The sequence below is a fragment of the Streptomyces reniochalinae genome, assembly GCF_003323735.1.
Classification (GTDB): Bacteria; Actinomycetota; Actinomycetes; order Streptomycetales; family Streptomycetaceae; genus Streptomyces; species Streptomyces reniochalinae.
This window is the reverse complement of the sequence record NZ_QOIM01000021.1, coordinates 94,905-121,316: the sequence shown is the minus strand read 5'-3', so window position 1 is coordinate 121,316 and position 26,412 is coordinate 94,905. Positions and strand designations below refer to the sequence as shown.

The following is a 26,412-nucleotide window of genomic DNA, read 5'->3' as shown; positions in this document are numbered from 1 at the left end:
AGCTCGTGCCGAAGTGGCTACTTAACGACCACCCTTGCCACGACGCTTTTCTTCTCTGACCTCAAATCGCCGTCGTCTGCAGTCGCGCGGGGCGGCGGGGCGGGGCGGAGACTGGAGCGGCGGCGCGGTCCCGCCGGGCCACGCGCGGGCCGCGTCAGCGGGCCGCCTTGAAGTCATAGAGAGAGTTTTACGCTCGCGCCTCGTGTACTGATCGTCAGGTGATGGGGTTGGTCGTCCAAGTCGATTCCGTGATGCGCTGCTTGAGGGCGAGCGTGTGGTGCCTGCCCTCTTCCAAGTCACGCGCCGCTGTCCGCTGGCCGTCATCGAGCGAGGAGCGGGTTTGCGTGTAGGGCTCCTCGTCCAGCGTGATCGCGATCATCATGAAGACGGCCCCCGACCTGGATGTTCGGTCGGAGGGCCGTCGTCACGTCCGACTATCGCGACTGCTCGGTGGGCCCGATGGCTTACCGCACGATCGGATACATCTGTCGCACGGTCAACTTCTGATGCGCTGTTCCGGGGGTCAGGCGCGGCGCCATGCTTCGAAGAATTGCTTCCGGTCTTGTGACGTTTCGAATTGCCGTCGACTGGCCAGCGCCACGCGCCATGCGCTCATCTCTGCGTCCCTTAGCCACAGCTCACCCCCGTATCGGCCGCTGACGCCAATGGTGCCGCTATCGAGAGCAGAGCCAATGACCTCTGCCACGGCGGTGCGCTGAGATGGTGTCAGCTCGGCCAGGAAGCTCAGGACCCGGGAGGCAACGCCGCTCTCATTGCCGCGACGAACGTAGTCGAAGAACGGGCCGCCCATGTTGGCGGGGTCGATGTTCAGGGCCCCGCTCGCCCCAGCGTCACGCATGCGCTTCCAGAAGCTTTGCCCTTCTGCGGTCCCTGGCAACGGAAGCGCCGCGAAGAGATCGATCAAATGACCGTTGGCTGCCTGGCTATATGCCGTGTCGCAGGTTGCAGCAGCCGCGATGCTGGCGCCATGGCTGACCGTTAGAGCGCCGTCTTCAGGCCAGTTGAGCGTCACATTGAGTTCCTGGGGGAGGTGCTGTTCCAGTTCGTCGGGCTCATCGGGCTGTTCGCTGCTGACGTGCCGGTTCACGATCACGCTGTCCCCCTGGGGCTGCGGTCCGATACTCGGATCTGCCAGCATGCCAGCGACGCTGACCTGCTGCCATGGTGCCCCGAACAGGCTCGTCTACGTGAGGTCGGAGGAGCAGCTTCGGGCTGGGGCTGCTTTGGCGTTCGCGATCGGGGCCCCTTGCGTTCGCCCGCGGATCGAGTCACTCCTCGCCTGACCGCAAGTGCCCGACTTGGCCCGATGGCCTTCGAGGCCCACATCCAGCGGTTGCGTCAAGCCGAGAAGCCGACCGCTTCAGCCACGACCTACCGTCAGCAGCGTCGCTCCCCGGCTGCGCTACGGCCCATCGCCCGCGGCGTCGCGAGGCAGAGTGGCCGGTGGAGGAGTTGAAGGCACGGGGCTCTTGCGATCGTGCTGGCTGGCGGGTGGGCACGGTAGTGCGGGCCTTGGCTGCTTGGGCGAGAGGGCTGGGGACGTGGCGTTCGCCGAGGCGTCGGATACGCCAGGTGAGGGCGCGTGCTGGGCTGTGGGCGTCGTCCAGGGTGCGCTGGCCGAGGGCCTGGTCGAGGACGGTGGCCGCGTTGTGCCCGGCCTTTTCCGCCTGCGCGAGGACGGTGGTGAGGGCGTCCCAGGCGGGATCGTCGAGGATGCGCTCGACGTGCTCGGGCACGGCCTGCTGGACGTGCTGGGCGTAGCGGCGCTTGACCTGCTGGGTGGGCGTGCGGTGGGCCAGGCTGTCGAGGACGGGACCGGCGATCCTCGTGGAGGCGGTCTGCAGGTGTACGAGGGCCTGCTTGGCTGCTGCTTCCTGTTGAGCGTGCTGGCGGGTGCGGTGCCAGTGCATCGCGAAGACTGCGGCGGTGAGCGCGGCATCGACCAGCATGGCCAGACCGGAACCGTCATCTCCTGGAGAAGGGCTGCGCCAGATCAACTGGAGGCTGCGGCGCAGGGTGCGGGCACTGTGGTGGTCCGCCGTGATGCGGGAGCGGGTGGTGCGCTCGAAGGCCGCGGCGGCGCGATTCAGCTCCATCCTCACGGGTGTTGTCGCGATCAGGGGGAGCAGGTCGAGGGTGGCGCCGAGGGCTGCGAGCTGGCCCTGGGCTGCGTGCTCGTCGTCCTGGACGAGGTGGTGGGGGATGCGCTCAGTGGCGGCGATTGCCTGGTGCCACGGGTTTGCCGTGGGGGTGGTGACGGGTTCGGGGCGGGTAGTGGTGAGGCATTCACGGACCTTGGGCAGGGAGAGGTCTCCGGCCAGGGTGGATCCGGAGAACCACACGGGGTCGCCGTGCAGGTTGACGTCGCCGTGCAGGGCGACGCTGTAGCCGGTGATGTCACCGGACGGGGCCCTCTTCGGGCGCACGTTCACGCCGGTCGCCTCCAGGAACGCGAAGAACTCCGCCTCGTCGGAGGCTGCGGCCACGGCGCGGCGTGCGCGCTGGCGGAGGATCTCGCGGGATGTGGCGTCCTGGCCTTGGCGCTTGGCCTTGAAGTGCTCCTTGCTGGTGTGGCGTTTGGCGGCGGTGCCGTCGCCGCGCTTGAGCCGCCGGAGCCCGTAGTCGGCTTCGATCCGGCGGGCCTCGTTCTGGACGGCCCGCTGGTCGTAGTCACGGCTGGGTCGCCGGCCGTCTTGGCGTACAAGGGTGGCGGCGATGTGGATGTGGTCCTCGGCGTGACGGACGGCCACCCAACGGCAGGCTTCCTCGTCGCCTTCGGGGGCGATGCCAGCGGCAGCCACGATGCGGTGGGCAATGGCGGCCCACTGGGCGTCGGTCAGGATCGGGTCCTCGGGGGCGGCCCGGACGGGGCAGTGCCACACGGTGTGCTTCGGGGCCTTGTCGCCCAGCATCTTCACTGGCTGGTCGAGCTGTGTGGCGAGTTGCTTCTCCACATCCTGTGGAGTGCGGTGCGGGCTGCGGCCGGGGTCGGGGGCGAAGCCGTTCCAGGAGGCGACCAGGTGCGGGTCGGTGTGCTCGTTGGCGCGGCCCTGTCCGAAGAGGTAGTGGATGGTGCGGCGAGTGGCTCCCGGGCCCGCACCCAAGATGATCTTGGGCAGCACCGGGTCACCGCCCCTCAGTGACCCGGTGGACGGCGGCGTCCACCTCGGCGACGGACGCCTCCACGTGCTCCAGGAGGTGCTGGACGTGGCTGCGGTGGGGCCAAGCGCTGTGCTGGTTGAGGTGCCGGGTCAGCTGGTTGAGGTTGCTGCCGATCATGCCGAGCTGGCGGTTGGCGGCCATCAGCGCCTTGACCATGGCGCGGTAGTCCGCGACCGCGGCGGTGGGGTCGTCGGCGCGGGCGGCGGCCAGCGAGCACTCGGCCACATAGCCGCCTGGGGCCATGCCGCTTCGGGCGGCGGCGTTCTCGACGAAGGCGAACTCGGCATCGTTGTAGCGGGGGTGGACGCGGTGCTCGCGTAGCTGCTTGTCACGCAGACGACGGCGCGGCGCAGACTGTTGCGGCACGGTCGACGACGACTCGTCGCCCCCTCCCTCGGTCGGCGCCCCCGGGCCGACCGTATCCGGTGCCGCCCCGGCGCCGGACGCCTCCGCCTCCCCTGGGGCGGAGGCCAGGTAAGGACTCCTTACCCGACAACTTGCTGCGCCGTCGGTGGTGACGGTGGTGGGCCTCATTGCGGGTTCATGCTCGGGCACGCGCGGCTCCTCGGTTCGGTGGCGTTGCACTCGTCCCACTGGTTGCACGCCTGGTCAGGACAGGGACGGGTCAGCGGGGTGTGACGGGTCGACTCGTTGCGGGGCCAAGACCCGTCCCCTCACTGACCTGCGCGGGGACGGGTGGGACCGGTCGATACGGGTCAGCCGCCGCTCGCGGCAGGGGTGTTGGTCGCGACCCGGGTCGTTGGGCAGTAGCGGGCCCAGGCATCCAGGAACCTGTTGCGGGAGAAGCCCTTGGCCTGGCCGCCGTCGGGGAAGCGGATGTTGGCCGACTGGATGCCGTAGTCCTTCAGGAGCAACTGCAGTCCGCGGGGAGTCAGGCCGTTGGTGCCGTACTCGGCCCACGGGGCTTCCGGGTCCTCCCTGAGGACGGACAGGAGCCGGTTGGTGGACAGGGCCTCGGGATCGCCGCAGGAGGCGAAGGCGGACCGGATATCGGCCAGGATGCGGATCTTCAAACCGCCGTCCTCGTCCTGACCGGCCTCGTAGTCGGACATGATCTTGCACGCTGATCGCGCCGTGGCGGGCCACTGACCGCCCGCCAGCTCGGCGACCACCACCAGCGGCTCCCAGGTGTCCGCCGCCCGGTCTTCGACCGGCATCGACGGCTCCATCTCGACCGCCTGACCGGCGATCTGACCGGCCCATGCCTTCAGCCGGTCACGCAGCCGGTGCAGGGCGGGGGTGTCGCGGCGGGCACGGAAGGAGGCGACCTTCTCCCCCGGTGCCCGGCGGCGCATCCGGATCACGATCGACCGGCCCATGATCGTGTCGGGCAGCTCCCCGATTCCGGCCAGGGCCGCCATGGCGAACGTGGGGAACTCCGTGGGTTTGTGCTCGGGCCCGGATATCCGCAGGGCAGGGCGGTTGCGCTGGTGACCGGCGTTCAGCAGGCCACGGAGCTCCTCGTTCTTCTCCGCCATCTTCGGGTTGCCGAAGAGCGTGTCCGCCTCGTCCACCAGGAGGGTGGGTGGCTCCTCGGTCACCGACCGGAAGATCGCGGCCGTGCTGGCGTTGACCGTGATGACCGGCTTGTGCACGGTCTCGGTGACCACGTCCAGCAGGCGCGACTTCCCGCACCGCTTGGCCGGGCCGACCACCGCGAGCCTCGGTGCGTGCTGGAACACAGGCTGCAGGTGCGTGGCCGCCACCCACAGCGTGACCGCGTCCAGCGCTTCCCGCCCCGGCAGGATCATGTACCGCGCGATGGCCGACCGCAGCTCGTCCAACAGCTCCGCCGCGTCGCCCTCGGTCCCCTCACCGGTCCCGGGGACCGGTCCCGTCGGGCCATCCATCTGCGGCGGTCCCGGTGAAGTGTGGGGACCGGTCCCCACTGACTCAGCCTCGCCACCACGGTCCCCGACGGTCCCGGTCCCGCTCGTCGGCACGTCGGTCCCCGCTCCTTCGACCGGTTCGGTCCCGGTCCCCAAGCCGCTGTCCTGTGGAGAGGCGGGGACGGTCCCCACGCGGTCGGCAGGGGACGGGGACCGGGGACCGGTCCCCTCCCGCTCCGCGCTGGGACCGTCCCCTCCGTGGGGACCACGGCCCCGTCCGGGGACCGCGACGGGAGGCCAAGGCATCCTCTCGGGACCGGAATTGGGCGCGGATGTCGTACGTTGCATGAGGCAACTCCTCACCTGGCGCCTGCGGGCATGCGTGGCCCTCCGGCGACCGGATCGTGTGAAGGCGTAAGGGAGTTCGCTGAGCCTCCGGCGTTGGCCCGCCGGGGGCTCTCTCGCGGGCGGCGCTGCGACCGCTGCGAGGGAACACGGACCGTACGTCCACTCCCGGCAACAGTCCAGCGATTCTGTGTCAGCTCAACGCAGAACCGTCTGCTATCTTGCCGCCCCTTCACGCAGCCAGCCCGAGCAGATTCAGCAGATCCGCGGTCACGACCCGGTAGGCGTTGCCGATCCGCAGCACCTTGCACGGGTACTCGCCCCGCTTCGCCAGCTCGTACCCCTTGCTCCGTCCAAGTCCCAACGCGCGGTTGCTCGTATCCAGGTCAACCGCTACAGGAAGAGCGAGAATCTCCTCCCGGCTCATCCCCTTCGAGTGTCCGTTCGTCGCGTCTTCGCGCATGCAGCGCGCCCCTTTCGGCACAGCCCTCGGCGAACGCGCGCATCACGTCCGGCTCCAGGCGTCACCAATCAGGATGACCAAGCTAGTGTGTCTACATGACACAACACGATCTGGATGCTGATGAAGATGACGTCCCGGAGTGGGTGGACCGGGTCCAAGCCAACGTGGCCGGTGAAGTCCGGCGGAGAAGGAAGGAGATGGGATGGAGCGCGCAGGACCTGGCGGACCGGTGTGAGGAGCTTGGGCATCCCGTCCCACGCAACGTGATCGCCAACATGGAGTCCGGGCGGCGGGCCAGCCTCCCGCTCGTGGACGTCATGGTCCTGGCGGCGGCTCTGGAGACGTACCCGATCTGCCTGATCTTCCCGGTCGGATACGTCGAGGAGACCCAAGAACTCCCCTTCGAGGAACTCGTGCCCACCTGGGAGGCGCTGCGGCACTTCACCGGCGACCAAGAGGTGTTCGGCTACGACGCAGGACTGCTCTCCGAGTTCGAGCGCCATACCAGCCTCGTCCACACCGCCCTCGCCACGCTCGAAGAGGAAGGGCGGGCCGGGTTCGAGGCCAGGATCGCCACCAGCCGCGCCCGGCAGGAAGAGGCCGAGCGCAGGCGCAGCGAGTACGCAGACCAGGCCATCTCCGCCAAGTACAACCTCCGCCACCTCCGCCGGGAAATCTGCGAGGAAGGCGGCGTCCCACCCGATCTGCCACTCGGACTCGAAGACGTGGATCCACCCGAGTCCGCATCCGACCCCGCCCCGGAGGAACGCCTTTGAAGGGTTCTACGCACCGCCGCTGCTACTGCCGCGACGCCGAGACCGGCAAGCCGCTCGGCAAGAAGTGCCCCAAGCTCTCCAGCCGCAAGCATGGCTCGTACTCCGTACGGCAGGAACTCCCGCCCCACCCCGACGGCACCCGCCGCTCCTTCAGCCGCGCCGGCTACGAGAGCCTCAAGGCCGCCCAGGCCGCTCTCGACCACGTCCGCGCGCTCCTCGCCCTCGCCGACTCCGACGACCCCGAGAGCATCGAACTGGTCGCCGCCATGCTGGAGGAGGTCAGCCGGGAGAAGGTACCGCTGCCGAACGTCGAGGAGACCCGTCGGCGCCTCACGTCGGGCCTGAACCTCCGAGGCAGCCTCACGATTGGCGAGTGGCTGGAGAGCTGGCTGGCGGCGAAGAAGCGCCGCAGGACGACGCTCAACGGCTACGCCTCCCACATCCGCGCCCATCTGGGGCCCCACATCGGCCACGTACGACTCGACCGCCTCAACGTCGGCCACCTGGTGGCGATGTTCGACGCCATCGCGGACCAGAACGAGGTGATCGCGGCGGAGAACGAGGCACGCCGCGCCCAGGTCGCCCGCTGCAAGCCCAGCAAGCCGGGACGGCCCGTCGGCGCCGAGCGGGCGCGGCTGGCGGCGGAACGGGCGAAGCTCGCCGAGATGAAGCCGTTCCGCAAGCAGACGGGGCCGGCCACGCGTCAGGCGGTACGCCGTACTCTGCGGGCCGCGCTGAACTCGGCCATCGCCCAGCAGCTCATCACGTTCAACCCGGCCTCCCACGTCGAGCTGGAATCCGGCAAGCGCCCCAAGCCCCTCCTCTGGACGGACGAGCGCGTCCGGCGCTGGCGCGAGACGGCCGAGATCCCCGGCTCGGTCATGGTCTGGACGCCCGCCCAGTTCGGCGCCTTCCTCGACGCGGCCGAGGGCGACCGCCTGTACGCCCTCTTCCACCTGATGGGCACGCGGGGCCTGCGACGTGGCGAGGCGGTGGGCCAGGAGTGGCCGGACATCGACCTCGAAGCCCGCCTCATCACGCCCTCCAAGGAGATCGTGGTCGACGGCTGGGACCCGTACGAGTCCGAGCCCAAGACCGAGGGCAGCTCGAACACGATCGCCCTCGACAGCCTCAACGTGGCCGTCCTGCTGGCCGACATCGCTGCCTGGCTGGAGAATCCTTCCCAGGGCCCCGGCGGCTCCTTTATCGACGGGGAGCACCCATCCGACCCGACGATGGTGTTCACCGTCCTGATGGGCTGGCTCGTCGCGGCCCGCGAGGTGATCACCGAGGAAGACGCAGGCGAGACCGTCGATTGGGTTTCCGACTCTCTTGGAATCGCACACGACGATCTCTTGTACGCGGCAGGTCTCATCGGCCACCCCGACGCGAACCCCAGCGTGACCATCACCCAGTGCCTGGATCACTACGGCGAAGGCGAGAAGGGTGGGCTGGCCTTCGTGCTGTACATGCTGCTGCTGAGCGGAGGCTTGGTCGCCACTGTCGGGGACGGGGATCCCGAGTGGCTTCGCCAGTTCGACCTCAGGACATAGCGGCCGGCTCGTGATCACGCTGTGCACGAGCATCCGCGTGATCGGCTGACGTCCGCTCACGCATCGCTCACGCAGAGCGCCCCGAACATCGAAGTGCCCGGACCGATCATCCCGGTCCGGGCACTTCGTCGCAGGTCAGAGGGGGATTCCCTCCCTGCTGGCAGTAGGCCGTGTGGGACTCGAACCCACAACCAATGGATTAAAAGTCCACTGCTCTGCCAATTGAGCTAACGGCCCGCACCGAGCAGCATAGCCCGGCCGTCCGGCGCGGTTCGAAGGCATTCCCCGTAGCGTGCCCTCGGACCGCGCTCGAACGTGCGTGTGGCAGGCGTCAGCAGGCCACGAGCCGTCAGCTGTTGCGCTTCCAGCGGGGCTTGTCGGCGCGGCGGTCCGGGGTGCGGGGGCCGCCACGGCCCGGGCCGTGGGACGTGGAGCGGTTGTCGCCGCTGCGGCCGTGCGGCCGGCGCTCGTCGCGGCTGTCACGGCGGTAGGGGCGGTCGCCGCCCCGGAAGCCGTCACGGCGGAAGGTGCGGTCGCCGCCGTCACGGCGGTAGCCGCCGCGGGCGCCGCCGTCACGGCTGTCCCCGCCACCGTCCCTGCGGTCGCGGTCACGGTCACGGTTGCCGTACGGGCGCTCGTCGCGGCCCCTGTCGCGGTCGCGGTCGCGGCGGAAACCGCCCCGGTCGGTACCGCGGTCGGAGGAACGCCGGTCGCCGCGCTCGCGGTCGCCGTCGCGGCCGTAGGGACGGTCGCCACGGTCGCGGTTGCCGTACGAGCGGTCACCGCGGTCACGGTCGCGGTTCTTGCGGTCGTAGGACGGGCGGCCGCCGCGGTCACCGCGCTCGCGTTCGCGCTCGGCGCGCTCTCGCTCGCGGCGCTCCGCCTCGGCCTTCGCCTGGCGTGCGGCCTCCGCACGCGCCTCCTCGGCGGCCTGCTCGGCCTCCGCCTCCGTGGCGGCCGCGACAGCGGCGTCCGGGTCCTCACCGCGCTCGCGGGCGGCCCGCGCGATCAGCAGTGTGGCCTCCTCGCGCAGCTCGGCCGCGCGCTGCTGGAGCTTCTCCAGCTGGCGGTTGAGCTTCCTGGCCTCGCGCTCGGCCTGGCGGGCGGTGTTGACGGCCGACTCGGCCTGGACCTCGGTGAGGGAGCGGGCGCCGACGATGCGGGCCACTTCCTCGTCGAAGACGTCACCGCGGCCGATGAGGTGCCGGGAGGCGTCCACCCCGGCGTCCTCCATGAGCCGGAAGATCTGGCGGCGCTGGTGGGGCAGGGCCAGGGAGACGACGGTCCCGGACTCGCCGGCCCGCGCGGTACGGCCCGAGCGGTGCAGGTAGTCCTTGTGGTCGCCCGCCGGGTCGACGTTGAGGACGAGGTCGATGCCGTCGACGTGGATACCGCGGGCCGCGACGTCCGTGGCGACGAGCGTGTTGACCTTGCCGTCCTTGAAGTCCGCCAGCGTGCGGGTGCGGGCGCCCTGCGTCATGCCGCCGTGCAGCGCGTCGGCGCGCACCCCGGCCTCGCACAGCTGTTCGGCAACCCGGTCGGCGCCGAGCTGTGTGCGGACGAAGACGATCGTGCGGCCCTTGCGGCCGGCGATGGCGGCCGTCACCGGCGCCTTGTCGCGCGGCTTCACGATCAGCACGTGGTGCGTCATCGTCGTCACCGCGCCCTGCGCCGCGTCCACCTCGTGCGAGACGGGGTCGACGAGGTAGCGCCGCACCAGGGAGTCGATCTCCTTCTCCATGGTGGCGGAGAACAGCATCCGCTGGCCGCCCTCGGGGACGAGGTCGAGGATCTCGGTCACCTCGGGCAGGAAGCCCAGGTCGGCCATCTGGTCGGCCTCGTCGAGGATGGCCGTCTCGACGTCGTCCAAAGAGCAGGACCCGCGGTTGATCAGGTCACGCAGCCGGCCGGGCGTGGCGACGAGGATGTCGACGCCCCGCTCCAGCGCGGAGATCTGGTTGGCCATGGACGTGCCACCGCACACCACCTTCAGCCTGAGGCCGAGGGTGTCGCCGTACGGCTGGAGCGCGTCGGAGACCTGCATCGCCAGCTCGCGGGTCGGCGTGAGGATGACACCGCGGGGGCGCTTGCGCTCCGTACGGCCGCCCGTCAGGCGGGCCAGCAGCGGCAGCCCGAAGGACAGCGTCTTGCCCGAGCCGGTACGGCCCCGGCCCAGTACGTCCATGCCGGCGAGCGCGTCCGGAATGGTGGCGGCCTGGATCGGGAACGGCGCGGTCACACCGTTCTGGGCGAGCTTGCGGACGACGGCCTCGGGCAGCCCGAGGTCGGCGAACGTGGGAGTGGGCTCGGCGGCCGCCTCCTCCGCCTCCGCGGCGCCGGCCACCGCCGTCTCCGCTGTCGCGGTCGCCGCGTCCGCGGCCTCGGGCGCTGCGACGACGGTCCCGGCGGCCGTTTCCACGGTCTCGACCGTCTCTACGATCTCGACCGTCCCTACGGTCTCGACCGTCTCTACGCCTTCCGCCGCGTCATCCGCGCGGGCGGGCTCAACGGCGTCATGGGTGGTTACAGACATGCGAAATGAGAACCTTCCGGAGTCACTGGCACGCGCCCATAACTCCGTGAATTCGCAAGGAACCGCCTCGATGCGGTCAGCCACGGCAGGGAGAGAACGCGCCACACGGCGCGCTGCGAGATGGCGCCGGGCAAATGGGATCAAACGATCTACCAGCATACGCGGCCGATACGCCGCTGCGCAAACGGGGCCCGGCCGTCCGGCCGCACGGTGGCCGGCGCGGCCGTGGCCGGTACCGCCGTAGCGAGCACAGCCGTGGAGAGCACCGCCGTGGCCCGGCCTGCGCCACGGGGCCCGCCCCGAAGAGTGCACCGGGACCACCCGAAAGCCGGGATCACCCGAAAGCCGGGACCACCCGAAAGGGGCCGGGCCCGCCGACCCGCGCCTCGGCCGCAGGGCTCAGGCGAGGTGGGGCCCGATCTGGCGGGAGTAGGTGTCGGAGCCACTGGGGGAGGCCGTCGTCCGGGTCGGCGACGGGTCCGGGTCTGGCTTGCTCGGGGTGGGGCTGGGCGAGGTCGTCGGAGAGTCCGGATCGTCACCGCCCGGCCCGCCACCGGAGCCCCCCGAACCGCCCGCGCCGCCGGTCGGCTGGGGGCGGGGACGGTTGCGGTCACCGTCGGAGGAGCCGGAGTCGCCGCCGGAGGCGTCGTCGCCGCCCGCGTCACCGCTGTGCGCGCCGCCGGCGTCGGCGGAACGCCCGGCGCCGGCGCCCTTGTCGCGCTCGTCACCTTTTTCCCGCTTGCCGTGCCGACCGCCCGCGGACCGCCCGTGGTCCCCGTCCCGGCCACCGGAGTCGCGGCCGTCCCCGGTCACGCGGCCCTTGCGGTAGCCGGCGCCGTCGAGACCGCCCTCCGGTTCGGCCGCGCCACCGTGGTCGTCGGAGCGGCTTCCGACGGGCGTCGTGCCGCCCTCGCCCACGTCGTCGGCGCCCTGCACCGTCATGCAGCCGCTGAGCGTGGAGACCGCCGCGAGCATGAGCGCGCCGACCGTCGTGGAGCGGGCGGTGCGGCCTGTGGGGTGTGCACCGCCCGTACCCGTGGGGGAAGCGGTATGGCCGGTACGGGCAGCGGGACGGGATCGGCGCACGGTGGGACCTCCTGCGCAGGATTTCGGCGGGTGCCGTGCTCAACTCCCCGTCACCCCAACAGGTCACGCCCCACCGCGCACACGCCGAAGCGCACGCGGCGCGTCATCCGGCGCTCGCACGTCCCGCCCGGCGCCCGACAGGCCCGGGCGGCGCGCGTCACCCCGCCCCGCGCCCCCGGCGGACCAGTGCACCAGCGAGGCCCCGTAGGTCCAGGGAGACCCCGCAGGGCCCCAGACCCCGCGGGCCTTCAGGCCCCGCAGGCCCGCAGGCCCCACACCGTCACCCGTACCCCAGTGCGTGCAGCTTCTCGTCGTCGATGCCGAAGTGGTGGGCGATCTCGTGCACGACGGTGATCTCGACCTCCTCCACGACGCCCTCCCGGCCCCCTCCGCCCTCGCGTTCGACCATCCGCAGGGTGGGCCCCCGGTAGACCGTGATGCGGTCGGGCAGGACGCCCGCGTACCACTCGCCGCGCTCGGTCAGCGGCGTGCCCTCGTACAGCCCGAGCAATTCGGGGTCGTCCGCCGGGGGCTCGTCCTCGACGAACACGGCGACGTTGTCCATCAGCCGCGTCAGCTCGGGCGGTATCCGGTCGAGCGCCTCGGCGACCAGCTCTTCGAACTCCTCACGCGTCATCTCCAGCACACCCCCATTGTCGGCCAGCCGCCCCGCCGACGCCCTCCCCCGGGTGGACTTCCCCGCGCTCCCCGCAGGACGCGCGCGCCTCCCGCCCGAGGGACGCCCCCTCAGGTGGACGCGCGTGGCCCTCCCTCCGGTGGACGCGGGCGCCCCTCCCTCGGCGGGCACCCGCACGCGGCACCGGCGGGCGGAACGGCATACGCGCCCCCCACAAGGGGCATACCGGCCGACATGGCCAGCGTTGCCACCAAGCCGTTGCGCGCCGCGGCGGGCTTGTACAGACAGCTCGCCGCACGCCTGAACGCCCACCTCGCCCGTCGCCGCCCGTCCCCGCACACGCACCAGCACCCCCACCCGCGAACGCACCCGATCCCGCACGCGCGCACCCGCCCGTACCGGCGCGCCGCGGGTCTCGTCGTCGTGACGCTGCTCGGCGGCTGGCTCGGGCTCCTGGTCGTCGGAAACGTCCGCACGCCGGTCGGCCCCGTCGACACGACGATGACCCTGCGGCCCTCCCTCACCGGGGGCACCAAGGTGAACGTCTCACCACTGGGCGCACTGGAGCTGCGCAGCCACGCCGCGCCGCTGCGCCTGGACGTGGACGTCGACCAACTCGACCAGGAACGCTCCGCGGCCCTCGTCAACCATCCGGAGCGGATCGAGGGGCTGGACGACGAGATCGGCGAGGACGTGCAGGCGGGGGCGCTCGACCTCGGGCTGCGCTCGGCCGTCGCGGTGCTGACCGGCTCGTGCGCGCTCGCGCTGGCCGTCTACCGCCGTCCGGGCACCGCGCTGCGCGCGGGCGGACTCTCCCTCGCCCTGCTGGTGGCCTCGGCCGGGACGGCGGCGGCGACGTGGAACCCGAAGTCGGTGCTGGAGCCGCGGTTCTCCGGGCTGCTGGCGAGCGCGCCGCAGGTGGTGGGCAACGCGCGCAGCATCGCGACCGAGTTCGACGTCTACCAGAAGGAGTTGGCCCGTCTGGTGACGAACGTCACCAAGCTCTACGACGTGACGTCCACCCTGCCCGCGTACCAGCCCGACCCCTCGACGACGCGGGTGCTGCACGTCTCCGACATCCACCTCAACCCGGCCGCCTGGCACATCGTGCGTTCCCTGGTCGAGCAGTACGACATCGACGTGATCATCGACAGCGGCGACACCATGGACCACGGCACGACCGCCGAGAACGGTTTCCTCGACCCGATCACCGGCCTCGGAGCCCCCTACGTATGGGTACGCGGCAACCACGACTCCGCCGCCACGCAGAAGGCCATCGAGGCGCTGAACGGCGAGGACGGTGCACAGGTCCACGTGCTCGACTCGGGGAAGCCGGTGAACGTGGCGGGGCTGCGCCTCGCCGGCTGGGGCGATCCGCAGTTCACCCCGGACCGCTCCGTCGCACCCGAGGGCGACCCCGCCGAACGGGCCCGGGGCCGCGAGCTGGCCGCCTCGCTGCGGGCCCAGCGGGCGGCCGGCACCCCGGTCGACATCGCCGTCGGCCACAACCCGGTACTGGCCGAGCAGACCGACGGGCTCGTCCCGCTGGCGCTCGCCGGGCACACGCACCACCGGAAGACCCAGATGCTGCCGCACGACACCCGGCTGATGACCCAGGGCTCGACCGGCGGCAGCGGGCTGCGCGCCGTCGAGGGTGCCGAGCCGGACAAGGTGCAGGCGTCCGTCCTCTACCTGGACCGGGACACCGACCGGCTCCAGGCGTGGGACGCGATCACCCTGGGCGGTCTCGGCCTGTCCAGGGCCGAGGTCTCCCGTCACCTGCCGGAAGAGGTGAAGCCGGGCGCACCCCCGTCGCCCTCCCCCTCCCCCTCGCCGTCGTCACCGTCCCCGCCGTCCTCACCGACCGGCACCGGCACCGCGACCGGCCGCTGAGCGGCGGGACGACGGCGGCCCCTGTGCCGCTCGCCTATGTTTTGGCGAACCGTCCACGCATCCCATATGCTGCCGGAGCCTGCCATGGCGCTGTTCAGGCGCTTGGCGAAGCCACTCGCCCTCATCGTCTAGTGGCCCAGGACGCCGCCCTTTCAAGGCGGTAGCACGGGTTCGAATCCCGTTGGGGGCACCATCACACTCATAACCCCTCTGACCTGCAAGAACGCGGCCTGGGGGGTTTCTCGTGCTGACGCGTCAGCACGGCTGTGCTGACACGCCGCCTCTCCGGCCCCAGCTTTCCGGCGCAGGAGGAGATCCCGCGTCCCGTGATGATCCCGTTGCTGGAACGTGTGCAGCAGGTCCTGGCAGGGTCCTCGGGCCCAGGTGGTGCACCCGGGCACAGGTTGTCCATGAGCGCGCTTTCCGACGAATCGACGGACCGGGCTGAACTGAGGATCTAAGCTCACAGCCGGCACAGGCAGAAGTGGACTCGGTATGGAGCGACCCGTGCACGGACTCAGCGAGAAGAGTCTCAGGGCACTGGCTGGGGCGCGTTCCTTCGAGCGCGGGCTGAGCTATCTCGACGCGGTGTCCGGAGTCGAGGTCGGTGACGCCTGGGTAACCGCGACCGTGCACGGCACGGAGCGGTACGAGGTGAAGCTGGTCCTGGACGGCACGGAGAGTGTGGCCGGGGAGTGCGACTGCCCGTACGGCCTGGAAGGGAACTTCTGCAAGCATCTGGTTGCCCTCGGGCTGACCCTGCTCAGTCAACAGGAGGTCCTGCCGGAGCAACGGAAGGCAGCCCGGGACCGCGCACAGGACCTCGACGCCTGGCTGTCAAGCCTGTCCGAGGAGGACCTGCTCACCCTCGTGCGCGAGCAGATCACCGAGGACCGGCAGCTGCGCCGCCGCCTGGAGCTGCGGGCCGCGAGCGCCCGGGGGGACCTGGCCGGGGTCCGGGCCCGCATCCGTGAGCTGCTCGATATCAGCCCGTTCGCGCAGTACGGGTATGTCACGTATGCCGATGCCCGTGCCTACGCCGACCAGGCCGGGCAGACGGTATCCGCGATCACTGCCCTGACCGCGTCAGGCCGGGCCACCGATGCGGTCGCTCTGGCCAGAGAGGCGATGCGGCTGCTGGCCGACGCGGTGGAGAGCGTCGACGACTCCGACGGCTGGCTCGGGCAACTCGGCGCGGCCCTCGCTGACGCCCACCGCGATGCGTGCCTTGCGGCCCGTCCAGACCCCGTGGAACTCGCGCACTGGCTGGTCGGCCATGTGCTCGGTGACGCCGACGACCTCACCGACATCGATCCGCTCGACTACGAAGACGTGCTCGGCGAGCGGGGCATGGCCGTCCTGCGGGAGCTGGCGGTCGGGGCGTGGCGGGCCAACCGCACGGGCTGGGCCGAAAAATACCTCGTGGAACGCCTGGCCAGGGCGGGCGGCGACGTCGACGCAGTGGTCGCGGTGCACGCGGCCGACCTCGCGCCGAACGGCCGCACCCACCTGGTCATCGCCGGGGAACTGGACACCGCAGGACGCTCCGAGGAGGCCCTGAGCTGGGCGGAGCGCGCCCTGAGGGACGTGAGGGACCTCGCCGACGTCGACACCGCTCTCATCGACTATCTCTGTGACCGCTACACGCGCGCTGGCCGGAGCCGCGAAGTAGTTGTCCTGCGCCGGGACCACTTCGGTGCTCGCCGCACCCTGTTCGCCTACCAGCAACTGCGCGCCGCCGCGCGAGCCGCCCACTGCTGGCAGGACGAGCGTCCGGGGGCGCTGGCCCTGCTGCGCGCCGACGCCGAACGGCCGCAGGGTCGCCGGCACATCGGCCCCGTCCTGGTCGATGTCCTGCTCGACGACAGGGACACCGACACTGCCTGGCGCGCCGCAACGGAAACCGGCGCCGACGAGCGGCAGTGGCTCACCCTCGCCGACCAGGCCCGTGCCGACCGTCCCGCCGACGCGCTCGGCGTCTACCTGCGCCTAGCCGAGCCGCTCACCCGCCAGACCGGCAACACCGTCTACGAACAGCTCGTCAGCCTGCTGCTGAGCATGCGCGACTGCCATCGCCGTCTGGGCACACCGGACGAGTGCACCGCGTACGTCACCGCCTTGCGCACCGCCCACAAGCGCAAGCGCAACCTGATGCGGCTGATGGACGAACACGGCCTGTGAGCCCGTTCCGGGGCGCTGCTCGCACGTGCGCCCGGGTCGCCCCGTCAGACCTTGCCGACGGTGACGCGTTCCCCGCACAGCAGAGCGGGGTCTTTCCGCGTCTGATACGAGTACGGCCCGAGAGTAGGAACACGTACTACATGGAGACCACGGCCCGGGAGTTCAATCGAAAGTCGTCCCAGATCGTCGCAGCGGCGACCCAGGGTGAGACCATCACCGTCACCAAGAACGGTTTCCCGGTCGCTCGCGTGGTGCCCATCGCGGATGGCGTCCCCCCACCCCTCCGATCCCATGGGTGAGATCGACCTTCCCGACCTCGGCCTGCCCGATCTAGCAATGACGAGATCGAGGATGTACTGACGCTGCCTCTGCGGTCCCAGCTTTCCGCCGCCGCAGAAGGATGCCCTCTCCCGTGGCGGCGGCCGGGCTGGCCCCCGTGGCGACGGCCTGGCGCCGCCCGTCCGGGCCCTCACGAAGCGGTGAGGAGTTCCCGCAGGGTGTCCAGGCCGGCGGGACCGCTGCGCAGCGCGTGCATGTGGAACTCCTTGAGGTCGAACGCGCTGCCGCGCCTGGCTCTGAGGTCGTCGCGGATGGACAGCCACAGCCGCTCCCCGACCTTGTACGAGGGGGCCTGGCCCGGCCAGCCGAGGTAGCGGTCGATCTCGTCGAGCGCGCGGGCGCTGTCGAGGAGCACCCTTGTGCGCAGGAACTCCTGGCCCAGCTCCGGGGTCCAGCGCTGCCCCTCGTGGAATCCGGTGCCGGCCGGAATCTCCAGCTCCAGGTGCATGCCGATGTCGACGACCACCCGGGCCGCGCGGAAGAGGCTCTTGTTGAGCATGCCGAGCAGGTAGCCGTCGTCGAGAAAGCCGAACTCCCGCATCAGACGCTCGGCGTAGAGCGCCCAGCCCTCGCCGTGTCCGTCGATGAAGCACAGCAGCCGCTGGAAGCGGTTGAGCGTCGGCGTCGCCACCGCCGTGCCGATCTGGAGGTGATGGCCCGGCACGCCCTCGTGGTAGACGGTGCTGGCCTCGCGCCACGTCGGGATCTCGGCCTTGCCTGTGGGCAGGGACCACCACATGGTGCCCGGCCGGCTGAAGTCGTCGGCCGGGTTGGAGTAGTAGGCGCCCAGCCCGCCGCCTGGCGGGGCGATCCTGCACTCGAGCGTCATCAGTTCGTCCGGTATGTCGAAGTGCCTGCCGCGCAGGTCGGCCAGCGCGCGGTCGGACAGCTCCTGCATCCACGCCCGGAACTCGGCCTGGCTGCCGACGAGGTACCGGGCGTCGGCGTCGAGCGCCTTGGCGGCCCCGGCAGGGCCGGCGCCCGGCGCGATCCGGTCGGCGACCTCGACCAGCTCCGCCTCGGTCAGGGCGAATTCGTCCCACCCCCACTCGTAGACCTCGCGCAGGTCCAGTTCGGCGCCGGTGAACTTGCGCGACCACAGCCCGTAGTACTCCTCGCCGACCGCGTCCTGCTGAGTGGCCCTCGGTGCGAGCGTGTTGTGGAGGAAGGCGCCCAGTTCGGCGTAGCCGGCCGCGGCTGCCCGCGCACCGGCGTCGAGGTCGGCCCGCAGCGCGCCGTCGACGCCCGGCACCGAGTCGGCCGAGGCGGCGAGTGTGGCGAAGAACGAGCCGGCGCCTGACCAGGTCGCGCACTGCTCGCGGGCCCGCCGCACCTGACGGGCGGCCGGGAGGAGGCCGTTGTCCGCCGAGGCCAGCAGCGAGGCCCGGTACCCGGCGAGTGCCTCCGGCACCCGGGCCAGCCGCTTGGCGATCGCCGCCCAGTCGTCGGCGGTTGTGGTGGGCATGAGGTCGAAGACCCACCGGATGTCCTGCGCCGGGCTGGCGATCATGTTCAGCGACGCCGCCGGCAGACCGGCCTCGTGCATCTCGGCCTCGACGCCGATCCGCTCGCGGAAGACGGCCTTGGCGATGCGCCCGGCCTCGTCGGCCGGCTCCGCGCCGGCCATCCCGGCCAGCGCGCCGCGGGCGAGCTCGGCGCGCGCCTGGTGCCCCTCGGGGGACAGGTCGGGCAGCCGGTCGTCGTGGCCGCCTATACCGAACTCGGTCGCTGCCAGGGGATTCAGCCGAGCGTAGCTGTCGACGTACGCGTCGCACAGGGCGTGCACGCCGGTCGCTGCGCCTGAGGTGACGGACACTGTTGACCTCTCCTTCACGAGCGGGGGACCGGGTCACGAGCGGGGGACCGGGTCGGTGAGCGGCAGCACGGCCAGCGCCTTGCGGTCGACCTTGCCTGCGCGGTTGAGGGGTAGTTCGTCCAGCCACACGAAGAAGCGCGGCACCATGTGGCTCGGGATCAGGTCGCCGAGCCGGTCGGCGAGCTCCTTGTCCGGCGACCTTGCGCCGGTGAGGACGGCGACGAGCGCGGGGCCGCCCATGGCGTCGTCGCGGAGGAGCGCCGCGGCGTCCACGACGCCGGGGCACTCGCGCAGGGCGTGCTCGACCTCCCCGATCTCGACGCGGAAGCCCCTGATCTTGACCTGGTCGTCGATCCGGCCGAGGTAGACGTAGTCGCCGTCGGGCTCCAGGCGCACGCGGTCCCCGGTGGCGTACATCCGCGCGCCGGGGGTCTTGGCGAACGGGTCCGGCAGGAAGGCCGCCGCCGTACGGCCCGGCAGCCCCAGGTAGCCCCGGGCCAGGCCGACGCCCGCGAGGAACATCTGGCCCTCGGCCCCGACAGGTACGGGGCGTAACTCCTCGTCGAGCACGTACGTGCGCACACCGCGGACCGGCGTGCCGATCGGCACCCAGCTGGGCGTCTCGCCGGTGCACCGGTACCAGGTGGCGGCCACCGACGCCTCGGTCGGACCGTAGCCGTTGGCCACCACCAGCGGAGCGGCGTCCCCGAGCCCTTGCCCGTCGAGCTGGGAGCCGCCGGTGATGACGAGCCGCACACCCGCCTTCGCCAGCCTCGGCAGGAGCTGCCGTCCATAGGGCCCGAGCACGGCGGCGGGGATCTCCAGCGTCGTCACGCCGAGGTCGCGCACGGCGGCGAGTATCCGGCTCGCGGGCATGTCGTCGCCGTCGGCGATCGCCACGCAGGCACCCGCGCACAGCGGCATCAGGATGTCGTGCATCGAGCTGTCGACCGTGGGCGCGGTCGTCCACAGCGTGACATCGTCCTCCCTGACCAGGTCGAGGTCCTCGACGGAGGCGACGATCAGGTTGACGATCCCTTCGTGCGGCACACCGACGATCTTGGGCCGTCCCGTCGAGCCCGACGTCGTGATCGCGTACGCCAGGTCGAGCGGATGCGGTCGGGGCAGCGCGGAGGTGTCCTCGTCGGCTCGGCCCCGCTGATGGGGGCCGGACTCCTCGAGGCCCGGCTCGTCGATGAGCAGGGCCTCGGGGAACCACTCGGCGGGCGCCGTGGTGAGGAGCTGTGTGCATCCGGCGTCGGCGAGCACCTCCTGGTTGCGCCGGGGCGGGTCACCGGGGGCGAGCGGCAGGCACGCGGCGCCGGAGCGCAGCACGGCGACGAGACCGGTCAGTGCCGCGGCGCTGCGGGGGGCCAGCAGGCCCACGACGGTTCCGGAGCCCGCGCCCCCGCGTCGCAGGCGGCGCGCCAGCCTGGCCGTGGCGCGGTCGAACTCCGCGTACGTCCATACGCGCTCCCGCGTGCGGACGGCCGGGGCGTGCGGCCGGGCGCGGACCTGCTGAGCGAAGAGGTCGACCAAGGTCGGCCTTCCCCCGTCGTGCCGGCCGCGGAGGCCGAGCGGCCGCATGTCGGTCCATGTGCGGTCGATGTGGTCGAGGCACGCCTTACTGCGGCCGGTGAACCCCTCTTCGCGCCAGCCTGCCGGAAGCTCACGGTCGGCGGGCCAGATCGCGTGCTGTTCCTCGTGGTTGACCACGACGCTGAACTCGCACTGCTCGTCGTCGAACATGTCGTACGCCGTCCTCTCGCGCTCACGGTCCGTACCGCTGTTCAGCTCTCCGCGCCCGCGCCCAGGGCCCAGGAGAGCGCCCGCGGGAGCATCGCCTCCCACGCGGCGTAGGTGTGGCCGCCGTCTCCGTACGCGCACTCCACGGTGTGGCCTAGGGACGCCAGTGCCGCTCCCGTGCGCCTGGTGGCGTCCAGTTGGTCGATGCCGCCTTCGAGGATCGTCTCCGCCTCCTCGTGGCTCGCGGAGAGGAAGAACCGGGCGGGTGAGGGGTGGGCGGCGGCCGCGGGGGCGAGGACGTGGTCGGTCAGCGGGCCCGACAGGCCCACGGCCGTGTCGAAGCTCTCCGGGCGGCGCAGCGCGGCGCGCACCGCCGTGACCGCGCCCAGGCTCGCGCCGACCGCCGTGGCCCGTTCGCCCCGCCACCGCCCGCCGAGCCGCTCTCGCAGGTACGGCACCAACTCGTCCGCGAGCAGGTCGACGAACGCCGGGTCGAGCAGCTCCCGGTTGCGCACCGCCCACTCGGTGGGGCTGACGAACAGCGCGGCCGTCACCGGGATCCGGCCCTGAAGGGCGAGCCGTTCCAGGATCGCCGGCAGCCGCATGACGTCGACGAACTCGGAGCCGTCGAGCACGATCAGCGTCCGCTCGACGGCCTCCGTCTCCCCGGCGGGACAAAACAGGTCGAGTCTGCGGGAGCCGGTGAACCGTCGCCCGTGCCACTCCAGTCGACCGAGGCGGTCCTCGCGGTAGGCGGGGCCGTCCTGCGGGGCACTCTCCCGGAGGACGGCGGCGGCGTAGTCGGCGGGTGTGCGGTGCGCCATCATCAGCCGCAGCGGGACCTCGCGGCCGAGCAGCCGCCGGATCGCCGCGGTCGCGCGCGGCACGAGCAGGGAGTGGCCGCCCTGGGCGAAGAAGTCGGCGGTGGCGGGCACCGTCCGGCCGAGCACCTCGGACCATGCCTCGGCCACCCGCGCCTCCAGGCCGGTCGTCGGCGCGGCCTCCGGCTCGGCCGCGGCGACCGGCGGCAGCGCGGCGCGGTCCACCTTGTTGTGGGCCGTGAACGGGATGCGCTCCACCTCGACGACGTGGTCGGGGATCATGTAGGCGGGCAGCGTGGCGCCGAGCCTGCCGCGCAGCGCGGCCACGTCCACGGGCTCGGTCGACACCACGTACGCGACGAGGGCCGGGCCGGTGTCCAGCTCGGTCCGCAGGACGACGCACGAGGTGGTGCCGGGCTCGCGCAGCAGAGCGTGTTCGATCTCGCTCGTCTCGATGCGGAAGCCGCGGACCTTCACCTGCGTGTCGCCGCGGCCGAGGAAGTCGACGGCGCCGCCCGGCAGGTAACGCCCGAGGTCCCCGGTGCGGTACATCCGGGAGCCGGGCGGCCCGAACGGGTCGGGGACGAATTTCTCGGCCGTCGCACCGGGGCGCCCGTGGTAGCCGCGGGCCAGCCCGTCGCCCGCGAGGTAGATCTCGCCCCGCATGCCGACGGCCGCGGGCCGCAGGTTCCGGTCCAGCACGTAGACGCGCGTGTGGGGGATGGCGTATCCGAGGGGCACACGGCCGGCCCACGAGCCGGCGTGGAACACGGTGGCCAGCACCGTGCACTCGGTCGGCCCGTAGGAGGCGGTCACACGGCAGCCCGGCAGCCCCTCGCGGGCCGCGGCGAAGCTCTTCGGGTTGACCACGTCACCGCCGACCACCAGCTGACGCAGCCCGGCGAACGTGCCGATGCCGCGCTCCACGAGCAGGTCGAGCTGCGGAGAGACCAACTTGAGCGTGGTCACACCGTGTTCGCGCACCACCCGTTCCAGGCCGTCGAGCAGGGTCCCGGTGTCGGTGACCACCACGCAGCCACCGTGTGCCAGCGGAGTCCACTCCAGGACGGCGACGTCGAACGTGAGCGGCCCGCATTGCAGAAAGACCGCGCCGGGTCCGATGTCGAGGTAGCCGGGCGCGCCCGCCGTCAGCCTGCTCAGCGCCCGGTGCGGGACCGCCACCGCCTTGGGCGTCCCCGTCGACCCCGACGTCGAGATGAGATAGGCGAGGTTGTCGGGGCCCGCGGCGGGCGGCAGGTTCCCGGAGCCGTAGCCGCTCAGATCCGGCTCCCCGGCGCCGCCCCATACCAGCGTCGGCGCCGCTCCCTGCGGGAGCCGGTCGCGTAGCGCGGGGCTGACGACGGCGAGGACCGCGTCGGCGTCCGCCAGCAGATGGCGCAGCCGGCCGGTCGGGTGGTCCGGGTCGAGCGGGAGGTAGGCGGCGCCGGCCTTGGCGACGGCGAGCAGCACCACGAACCGCTCGACGGTCGTGTCCAGACAGACGGCGACGACCCGTTCGGGCCCTGCGCCGAGCGTGCGCAGGTGCCGGGCCAGCCGGTTCGCCCGCGCGTTGAGCTCCCCGTACGAGAGCACTCCTGTCGCGCCGGCCACGGCCGGGGCCGACGGGTGGGTCGCGGCCTGTGCCTGTACGCGCTCGACGATCGTGGCGTCCGGGGCCGGTGTCGTGTCGTTGCCGCCGTGCAGCAGCTTGCGCTCGCCCTCGTCCACCAGCGTCATCTCGTGCAGCGGGGTACGGGGGTTGGTCACGCCCTGTTCGAGCAGCCGGAGGTAGCCCGCCGCGAGCGCGGCGATCGGCTCCTGGTCGAACAGCGCCGAGCGGTACACGAACGTGGCGCGCAGGCGGCCGTCGACGACCTGCGTGGTGAGCGACAGGTCGAAGCGCGCGGTCACCGGCAGTTCGGGGTACCACCACGTCGGTGCGTTCTCCGACTCGGCGAGGCTCACCCGGTCGCCCGCGTGGTTCATCACGACGTCGAAGACCGGGTTGCGCCCGGCGTCGTGGCCGGTGCCGAGCTGTTCGAAGGGCACGTCCTGGTTGGCGTCGGCCGCCATCCAGGCGTCCCGTGTGCGGATCACGACGTCGCGGAAGGTCGGCGCCCCGGACAGGTCGACGCGCAGCGCCACGGTGTTGACGAAGAAGCCGACCAGATCCTGGAGATCGGGGTGCGGGCGGTCGGAGATGACCGCACCGATGACGACGTCGTCCTGGCCACTGAACGCACCCAGCGCCGCGACCAGTGCCGCCGTCATCACGACCGCCGGGGTCGCGCGGGCCCGCCAGGCCATCGCGGTCATCGCCGCGGTGGCCTCCTGAGACAGTTCCACGACGACGGTGCCGCCCGCCGCGTCGTGCGCCGCCGACCGGGGACGGTCCAGCGGGAGCTCCAGCCGTTCGCTCCCCCGTAGCGCCTGTGTGCCGCGCTCCAGCCGGGTTGTGAGCTCGCCGCTCTCCATCAAGCGGCGCTGCCAGCGCGCGTAGTCGCCGTACTGGACGGCGAGCTGGGGCAGCTGCGGCTCCCGGCCCGCCAGCGCGGCCTCGTACAGCGCGAGAAGATCCCTGGCGAACACGTCCATGGACCAGCGGTCCGTGACGATGTGGTGCATCGCGGTCCAGACGGCGGGTCCGCCGTCCGGCTCCGCCACGACGACCCGGAGCAGTGGCGGGCGCGCGAGGTCGAACGGTTCGAGAACCGCCCGGTCCACCGCGGCCCGCCAGTCCTTCCCCGCCCAGGTGACAGGGGTGTCGAGCTCGTCGGCCACTTCCTGCGCCGTCGTGCCGTCCGGGCGCAGGACGAACCTGGTGCGCAGGATCGCGTGCCTGCGCACCAGTCCAGCCACCGCGGTGGACAGCGCCGCGCGGTCCACCCCGTCCGGGAACCGCCAGCCGCCGGTGATGTGGTACTCGTGCGAGGCGTTCGACTGGTGCAGCCACCACAGGCGTTCCTGCCCCGCCGACAGCGGGGCCTCAGCGGCCGGACTGCGGACCAGTGGAAAGGGGTTCGTCGGGCGCGGCTCGGATGTCGGCATGACGAGCTGTGCATCCCTTCGGGCGGGGAAGGTGGAGCGAGGGCTCCGGGACTCTGGTCAGCTCGCGGCCGGCACGTCCTTCAGCGCCGCGTCGACGGCCGCGGTGATGGACTCGACCGTGCGGAACGTCGATTCCCTGAGGACCTCCTCCGGCAGCTCGACGTCGAAGGAGTCCTCGATGCTCAACATGAGCCCGAGGCACGTCAGCGACGTCATGCCCAGGTCCCACAGGTTGTCGTCGTCCTTCAGCTGGAGGCCGTGGGCCGCGAAGTTGAGCTGCTGGTCGATCAGCTTCCTGACGATGCTCGGGGTGGACGAGTCGGTCATCGCGCGTCACCGCTCCCGACCTGCACCGACTGCGGTTGTGGCGCGCTGTTTCCCCGGTGTTTGCGCAGGTAGCGTGAGACCCTGCGGGCGCCGCGCAGGCTGCCTTGGGCGTACCAGAGGATGTCCGGGCCGAGCGCGTAGTCGATGTTGAGCTGGTCGTACAGCTGGACGCACCTGGTGCGGTAGTACTCCGCGATCTGCGGAGTCGTCATCTGCGGGGCGGCCTCCGCCCCCGTCTCGAACCACGCGGCGAGGTTGTGCTCGACGTACTCACTGATCGACCACTCGACCGTGCGGGTGGCGATCGGCGCCCGCGTCGGCGAGAACATGGGGTCGATGATGCCCGGTTTGCCCTGCAACTCGTTCGCCACGTGCTCGGCGAGCAGCGGCGCACAGTGGAAGCCGTCGCGGTAGGTGCCGGTCATCAGGTAGAGCCCGGCGGGCGGCAGCCAGCCGATCATCGGGAAGCCGTCGAGGGTCACCGGGCGGTTCCCGGAGAGCCACTGCACGACCTCGTGGCTCGCGGCCCGCTCGTCGAGCTGCTGCATCGAGTACTGGGCGAGGAAGCGGACGTCCGCCATCCATGTGACGCCGGAGACGCTGTCCACGAGACGGTTGGTGGCGCCGTAGTACTCCAGCCCGCCGCCCTGCGGCACGACATGCAGCCCGCAGGCGAATCCGCGGTTCGGGGTCCTCACGACGCTGCGGAACGGGTCGCCGCCGGAGCGCCGTGCGATCATCGCGAAGCCGAGGCCGGGGAACGTGGGGACCAGGTCGATGTCCTCGGTCACGGTCCGCACCAGAGCCTCGCTCTGGATGCCGGCGGCCACGACGACGTTCCCGCCCTCGATGACGTGGCCGTCGTCCAGCTCGACCCCGGTGACGACGTTGTCGCTGCTCACCAGCTTGTTCACGGTCGCGTCCACGAAGTGCACACCTGCGGCGCGCAGCTTGCGCTCCAGCGCTTCCAGCACGCCCCGGGCGTCCACGGCGCCTTCGGCCGGCAGGTGTATGGCGCTGAGCGACCTGGTGTCGAGGCGGGGGTTGAACCCGGGGATGTCGTGCGGGTCCACCTCCTCCCACGGCTTCTCGTACTCGTCGAGCGCGGCGCGTATCGCCTGGTAGTTGACGGTGTCGAGCTCGGCACCGATCGAGTTGAGCACGACGTGGGTGTCGGGGGCGCTCAGCAGCGGCCGGCCCGTTAGCGAGAACTCCTCCAGGCCCTCGAGCACGGCAGGCCACCGGTCGTGCGCGGCGACGCCGAGTTCGAACCGCGTACGGGAGGCGTCGGTGCGTAACGACTCCGTTGTCGTCTCACCGAAACAGCCGAGCATCGCTCCGGCGGCCTGGCTGGCCCCCGTCTCACTGCTGCTCGGGCCGATGACGGCGACGGAGCCCGCACCCCGTTCTGTCAGCTCGTGGGCCAGGAAGAGGCCCAGTGCACCGTTTCCGACGATCACGAGATCGACTTGCTGTAGCCTTTCGGCACTTGCGGATATCATTGCGCGAGAAACCCCCCATTGGTTCGGGTGGCAGCCCGGATGTGCGCACGGCGGTAACGTGTCTACGCGCCCCGCAAAAGAATCCCCAGAAAATAGGGGCCGGACTGCGGAAAAGAAGCGCAATTCTCCTCGAGGTCACGCCAAGGTGATGGAGAAGCGCTGATGTTCCACATTGAGAGAAGTGGAACCTGTGATCGATCGCTGATTGAAACAGAGCCTGATCTTTACTTGTCCCCCCGCTTCGGATCGCAAAACTCGTCCGATGTTTCAGCGCGCGCAGGGAAGAGTGCACAAGGATACGATCCACCGCCCC

Annotated in this window: 19 protein-coding genes and 2 tRNA genes; 6 read left to right on the top strand and 15 right to left on the bottom strand. The window is 71.4% G+C overall.

Annotation, left to right across the window (positions count from 1 at the left end; genetic code table 11):
- Nucleotides 1-214 precede the first annotated feature (214 nt).
- The 6 genes from DQ392_RS34275 to DQ392_RS03320 form a co-directional block, all read right to left on the bottom strand.
- Complete coding sequence (locus DQ392_RS34275) at nucleotides 215-382, bottom strand: hypothetical protein (RefSeq protein WP_181856249.1); 168 nt, start codon at nucleotides 380-382, stop codon at nucleotides 215-217.
- A 141-nt stretch (nucleotides 383-523) separates the two neighbouring features.
- Nucleotides 524-1,159: a hypothetical protein gene (locus DQ392_RS03340; RefSeq protein WP_114013941.1), complete on the bottom strand. Its 636-nt coding sequence runs from the start codon at nucleotides 1,157-1,159 to the stop codon at nucleotides 524-526.
- A gap of 130 nt (nucleotides 1,160-1,289) precedes the next feature.
- A complete protein-coding gene (locus DQ392_RS03335) occupies nucleotides 1,290-3,143 on the bottom strand; it encodes a relaxase/mobilization nuclease domain-containing protein (protein ID WP_114013940.1) in 1,854 nt (617 codons plus the stop codon).
- 4 nt (nucleotides 3,144-3,147) lie between these two features.
- Entirely contained in the window at nucleotides 3,148-3,738 is a 591-nt protein-coding gene (locus tag DQ392_RS03330; protein ID WP_342774903.1) for a plasmid mobilization protein, read from the bottom strand.
- A gap of 161 nt (nucleotides 3,739-3,899) precedes the next feature.
- On the bottom strand, nucleotides 3,900-5,054 hold the full coding sequence (locus tag DQ392_RS03325) for a DUF3631 domain-containing protein (protein ID WP_114013938.1): 1,155 nt from the start codon (nucleotides 5,052-5,054) through the stop codon (nucleotides 3,900-3,902).
- 556 nt (nucleotides 5,055-5,610) lie between these two features.
- On the bottom strand, nucleotides 5,611-5,841 hold the full coding sequence (locus DQ392_RS03320; RefSeq protein WP_114013937.1) for a hypothetical protein: 231 nt from the start codon (nucleotides 5,839-5,841) through the stop codon (nucleotides 5,611-5,613).
- A gap of 95 nt (nucleotides 5,842-5,936) precedes the next feature.
- Between DQ392_RS03320 and DQ392_RS03315 the strand changes: the two genes are divergently transcribed.
- Both DQ392_RS03315 and DQ392_RS03310 read left to right on the top strand, forming a co-directional pair.
- Nucleotides 5,937-6,617: a helix-turn-helix domain-containing protein gene (locus tag DQ392_RS03315; RefSeq protein ID WP_245981136.1), complete on the top strand. Its 681-nt coding sequence runs from the start codon at nucleotides 5,937-5,939 to the stop codon at nucleotides 6,615-6,617.
- A complete protein-coding gene (locus tag DQ392_RS03310; protein ID WP_245981135.1) occupies nucleotides 6,614-8,170 on the top strand; it encodes a site-specific integrase in 1,557 nt (518 codons plus the stop codon). Before DQ392_RS03315 ends, DQ392_RS03310 begins: the two co-directional genes overlap by 4 nt.
- A 164-nt stretch (nucleotides 8,171-8,334) precedes the next feature.
- On the opposite strand, the gene DQ392_RS03305 is transcribed toward DQ392_RS03310, so the two are convergent.
- The 4 genes from DQ392_RS03305 to DQ392_RS03290 form a co-directional block, all read right to left on the bottom strand.
- Nucleotides 8,335-8,407 (bottom strand) — tRNA-Lys (locus DQ392_RS03305).
- 112 nt (nucleotides 8,408-8,519) lie between these two features.
- Nucleotides 8,520-10,703 (bottom strand): DEAD/DEAH box helicase, encoded by a 2,184-nt coding sequence (locus DQ392_RS03300; protein ID WP_114013936.1) that lies wholly within the window; start codon nucleotides 10,701-10,703, stop codon nucleotides 8,520-8,522.
- Nucleotides 10,704-11,102: 399 nt separating this feature from the next.
- Nucleotides 11,103-11,789 carry a hypothetical protein gene (locus DQ392_RS03295; protein WP_147266477.1) on the bottom strand — a complete coding sequence of 229 codons (687 nt, stop codon included), beginning with the start codon at nucleotides 11,787-11,789 and terminating at the stop codon, nucleotides 11,103-11,105.
- Nucleotides 11,790-12,069: 280 nt separating this feature from the next.
- Nucleotides 12,070-12,426 carry a metallopeptidase family protein gene (locus tag DQ392_RS03290; protein ID WP_114013996.1) on the bottom strand — a complete coding sequence of 119 codons (357 nt, stop codon included), beginning with the start codon at nucleotides 12,424-12,426 and terminating at the stop codon, nucleotides 12,070-12,072.
- A 234-nt stretch (nucleotides 12,427-12,660) separates the two neighbouring features.
- Between DQ392_RS03290 and DQ392_RS03285 the strand changes: the two genes are divergently transcribed.
- The 4 genes from DQ392_RS03285 (at nucleotide 12,661) to DQ392_RS36130 (ending at nucleotide 16,799) form a co-directional block, all read left to right on the top strand.
- Nucleotides 12,661-14,319: a metallophosphoesterase family protein gene (locus DQ392_RS03285; RefSeq protein ID WP_114013934.1), complete on the top strand. Its 1,659-nt coding sequence runs from the start codon at nucleotides 12,661-12,663 to the stop codon at nucleotides 14,317-14,319.
- Nucleotides 14,320-14,436: 117 nt separating this feature from the next.
- Nucleotides 14,437-14,512 (top strand) — tRNA-Glu (locus DQ392_RS03280).
- A gap of 314 nt (nucleotides 14,513-14,826) precedes the next feature.
- Nucleotides 14,827-16,500: an SWIM zinc finger family protein gene (locus DQ392_RS03275; protein ID WP_181856248.1), complete on the top strand. Its 1,674-nt coding sequence runs from the start codon at nucleotides 14,827-14,829 to the stop codon at nucleotides 16,498-16,500.
- Nucleotides 16,501-16,640: 140 nt separating this feature from the next.
- The gene (locus tag DQ392_RS36130; RefSeq protein WP_425470472.1) at nucleotides 16,641-16,799 is read left to right on the top strand and encodes a type II toxin-antitoxin system Phd/YefM family antitoxin; all 159 of its coding nucleotides are present in this window, start codon (nucleotides 16,641-16,643) and stop codon (nucleotides 16,797-16,799) included.
- Between the two features lie 170 nt (nucleotides 16,800-16,969).
- On the opposite strand, the gene DQ392_RS03265 is transcribed toward DQ392_RS36130, so the two are convergent.
- Genes DQ392_RS03265 through DQ392_RS03245 form a run of 5 tightly spaced genes read right to left on the bottom strand, consistent with a single transcriptional unit; the run spans nucleotide 16,970 to nucleotide 26,057 of the window.
- On the bottom strand, nucleotides 16,970-18,655 hold the full coding sequence (locus tag DQ392_RS03265) for a DUF885 domain-containing protein (RefSeq protein ID WP_245981133.1): 1,686 nt from the start codon (nucleotides 18,653-18,655) through the stop codon (nucleotides 16,970-16,972).
- A gap of 33 nt (nucleotides 18,656-18,688) precedes the next feature.
- Nucleotides 18,689-20,404 (bottom strand): amino acid adenylation domain-containing protein, encoded by a 1,716-nt coding sequence (locus DQ392_RS03260; protein WP_147266476.1) that lies wholly within the window; start codon nucleotides 20,402-20,404, stop codon nucleotides 18,689-18,691.
- 41 nt (nucleotides 20,405-20,445) lie between these two features.
- Nucleotides 20,446-24,270, bottom strand: coding sequence for a non-ribosomal peptide synthetase (locus tag DQ392_RS03255; RefSeq protein ID WP_114013931.1), 3,825 nt, complete (start codon nucleotides 24,268-24,270; stop codon nucleotides 20,446-20,448).
- A gap of 57 nt (nucleotides 24,271-24,327) precedes the next feature.
- Nucleotides 24,328-24,597 (bottom strand): phosphopantetheine-binding protein, encoded by a 270-nt coding sequence (locus tag DQ392_RS03250; RefSeq protein ID WP_114013930.1) that lies wholly within the window; start codon nucleotides 24,595-24,597, stop codon nucleotides 24,328-24,330.
- Nucleotides 24,594-26,057: an NAD(P)/FAD-dependent oxidoreductase gene (locus DQ392_RS03245; RefSeq protein ID WP_181856247.1), complete on the bottom strand. Its 1,464-nt coding sequence runs from the start codon at nucleotides 26,055-26,057 to the stop codon at nucleotides 24,594-24,596. The genes DQ392_RS03250 and DQ392_RS03245 overlap by 4 nt, the downstream gene beginning before the upstream one ends.
- Nucleotides 26,058-26,412 lie beyond the last annotated feature (355 nt).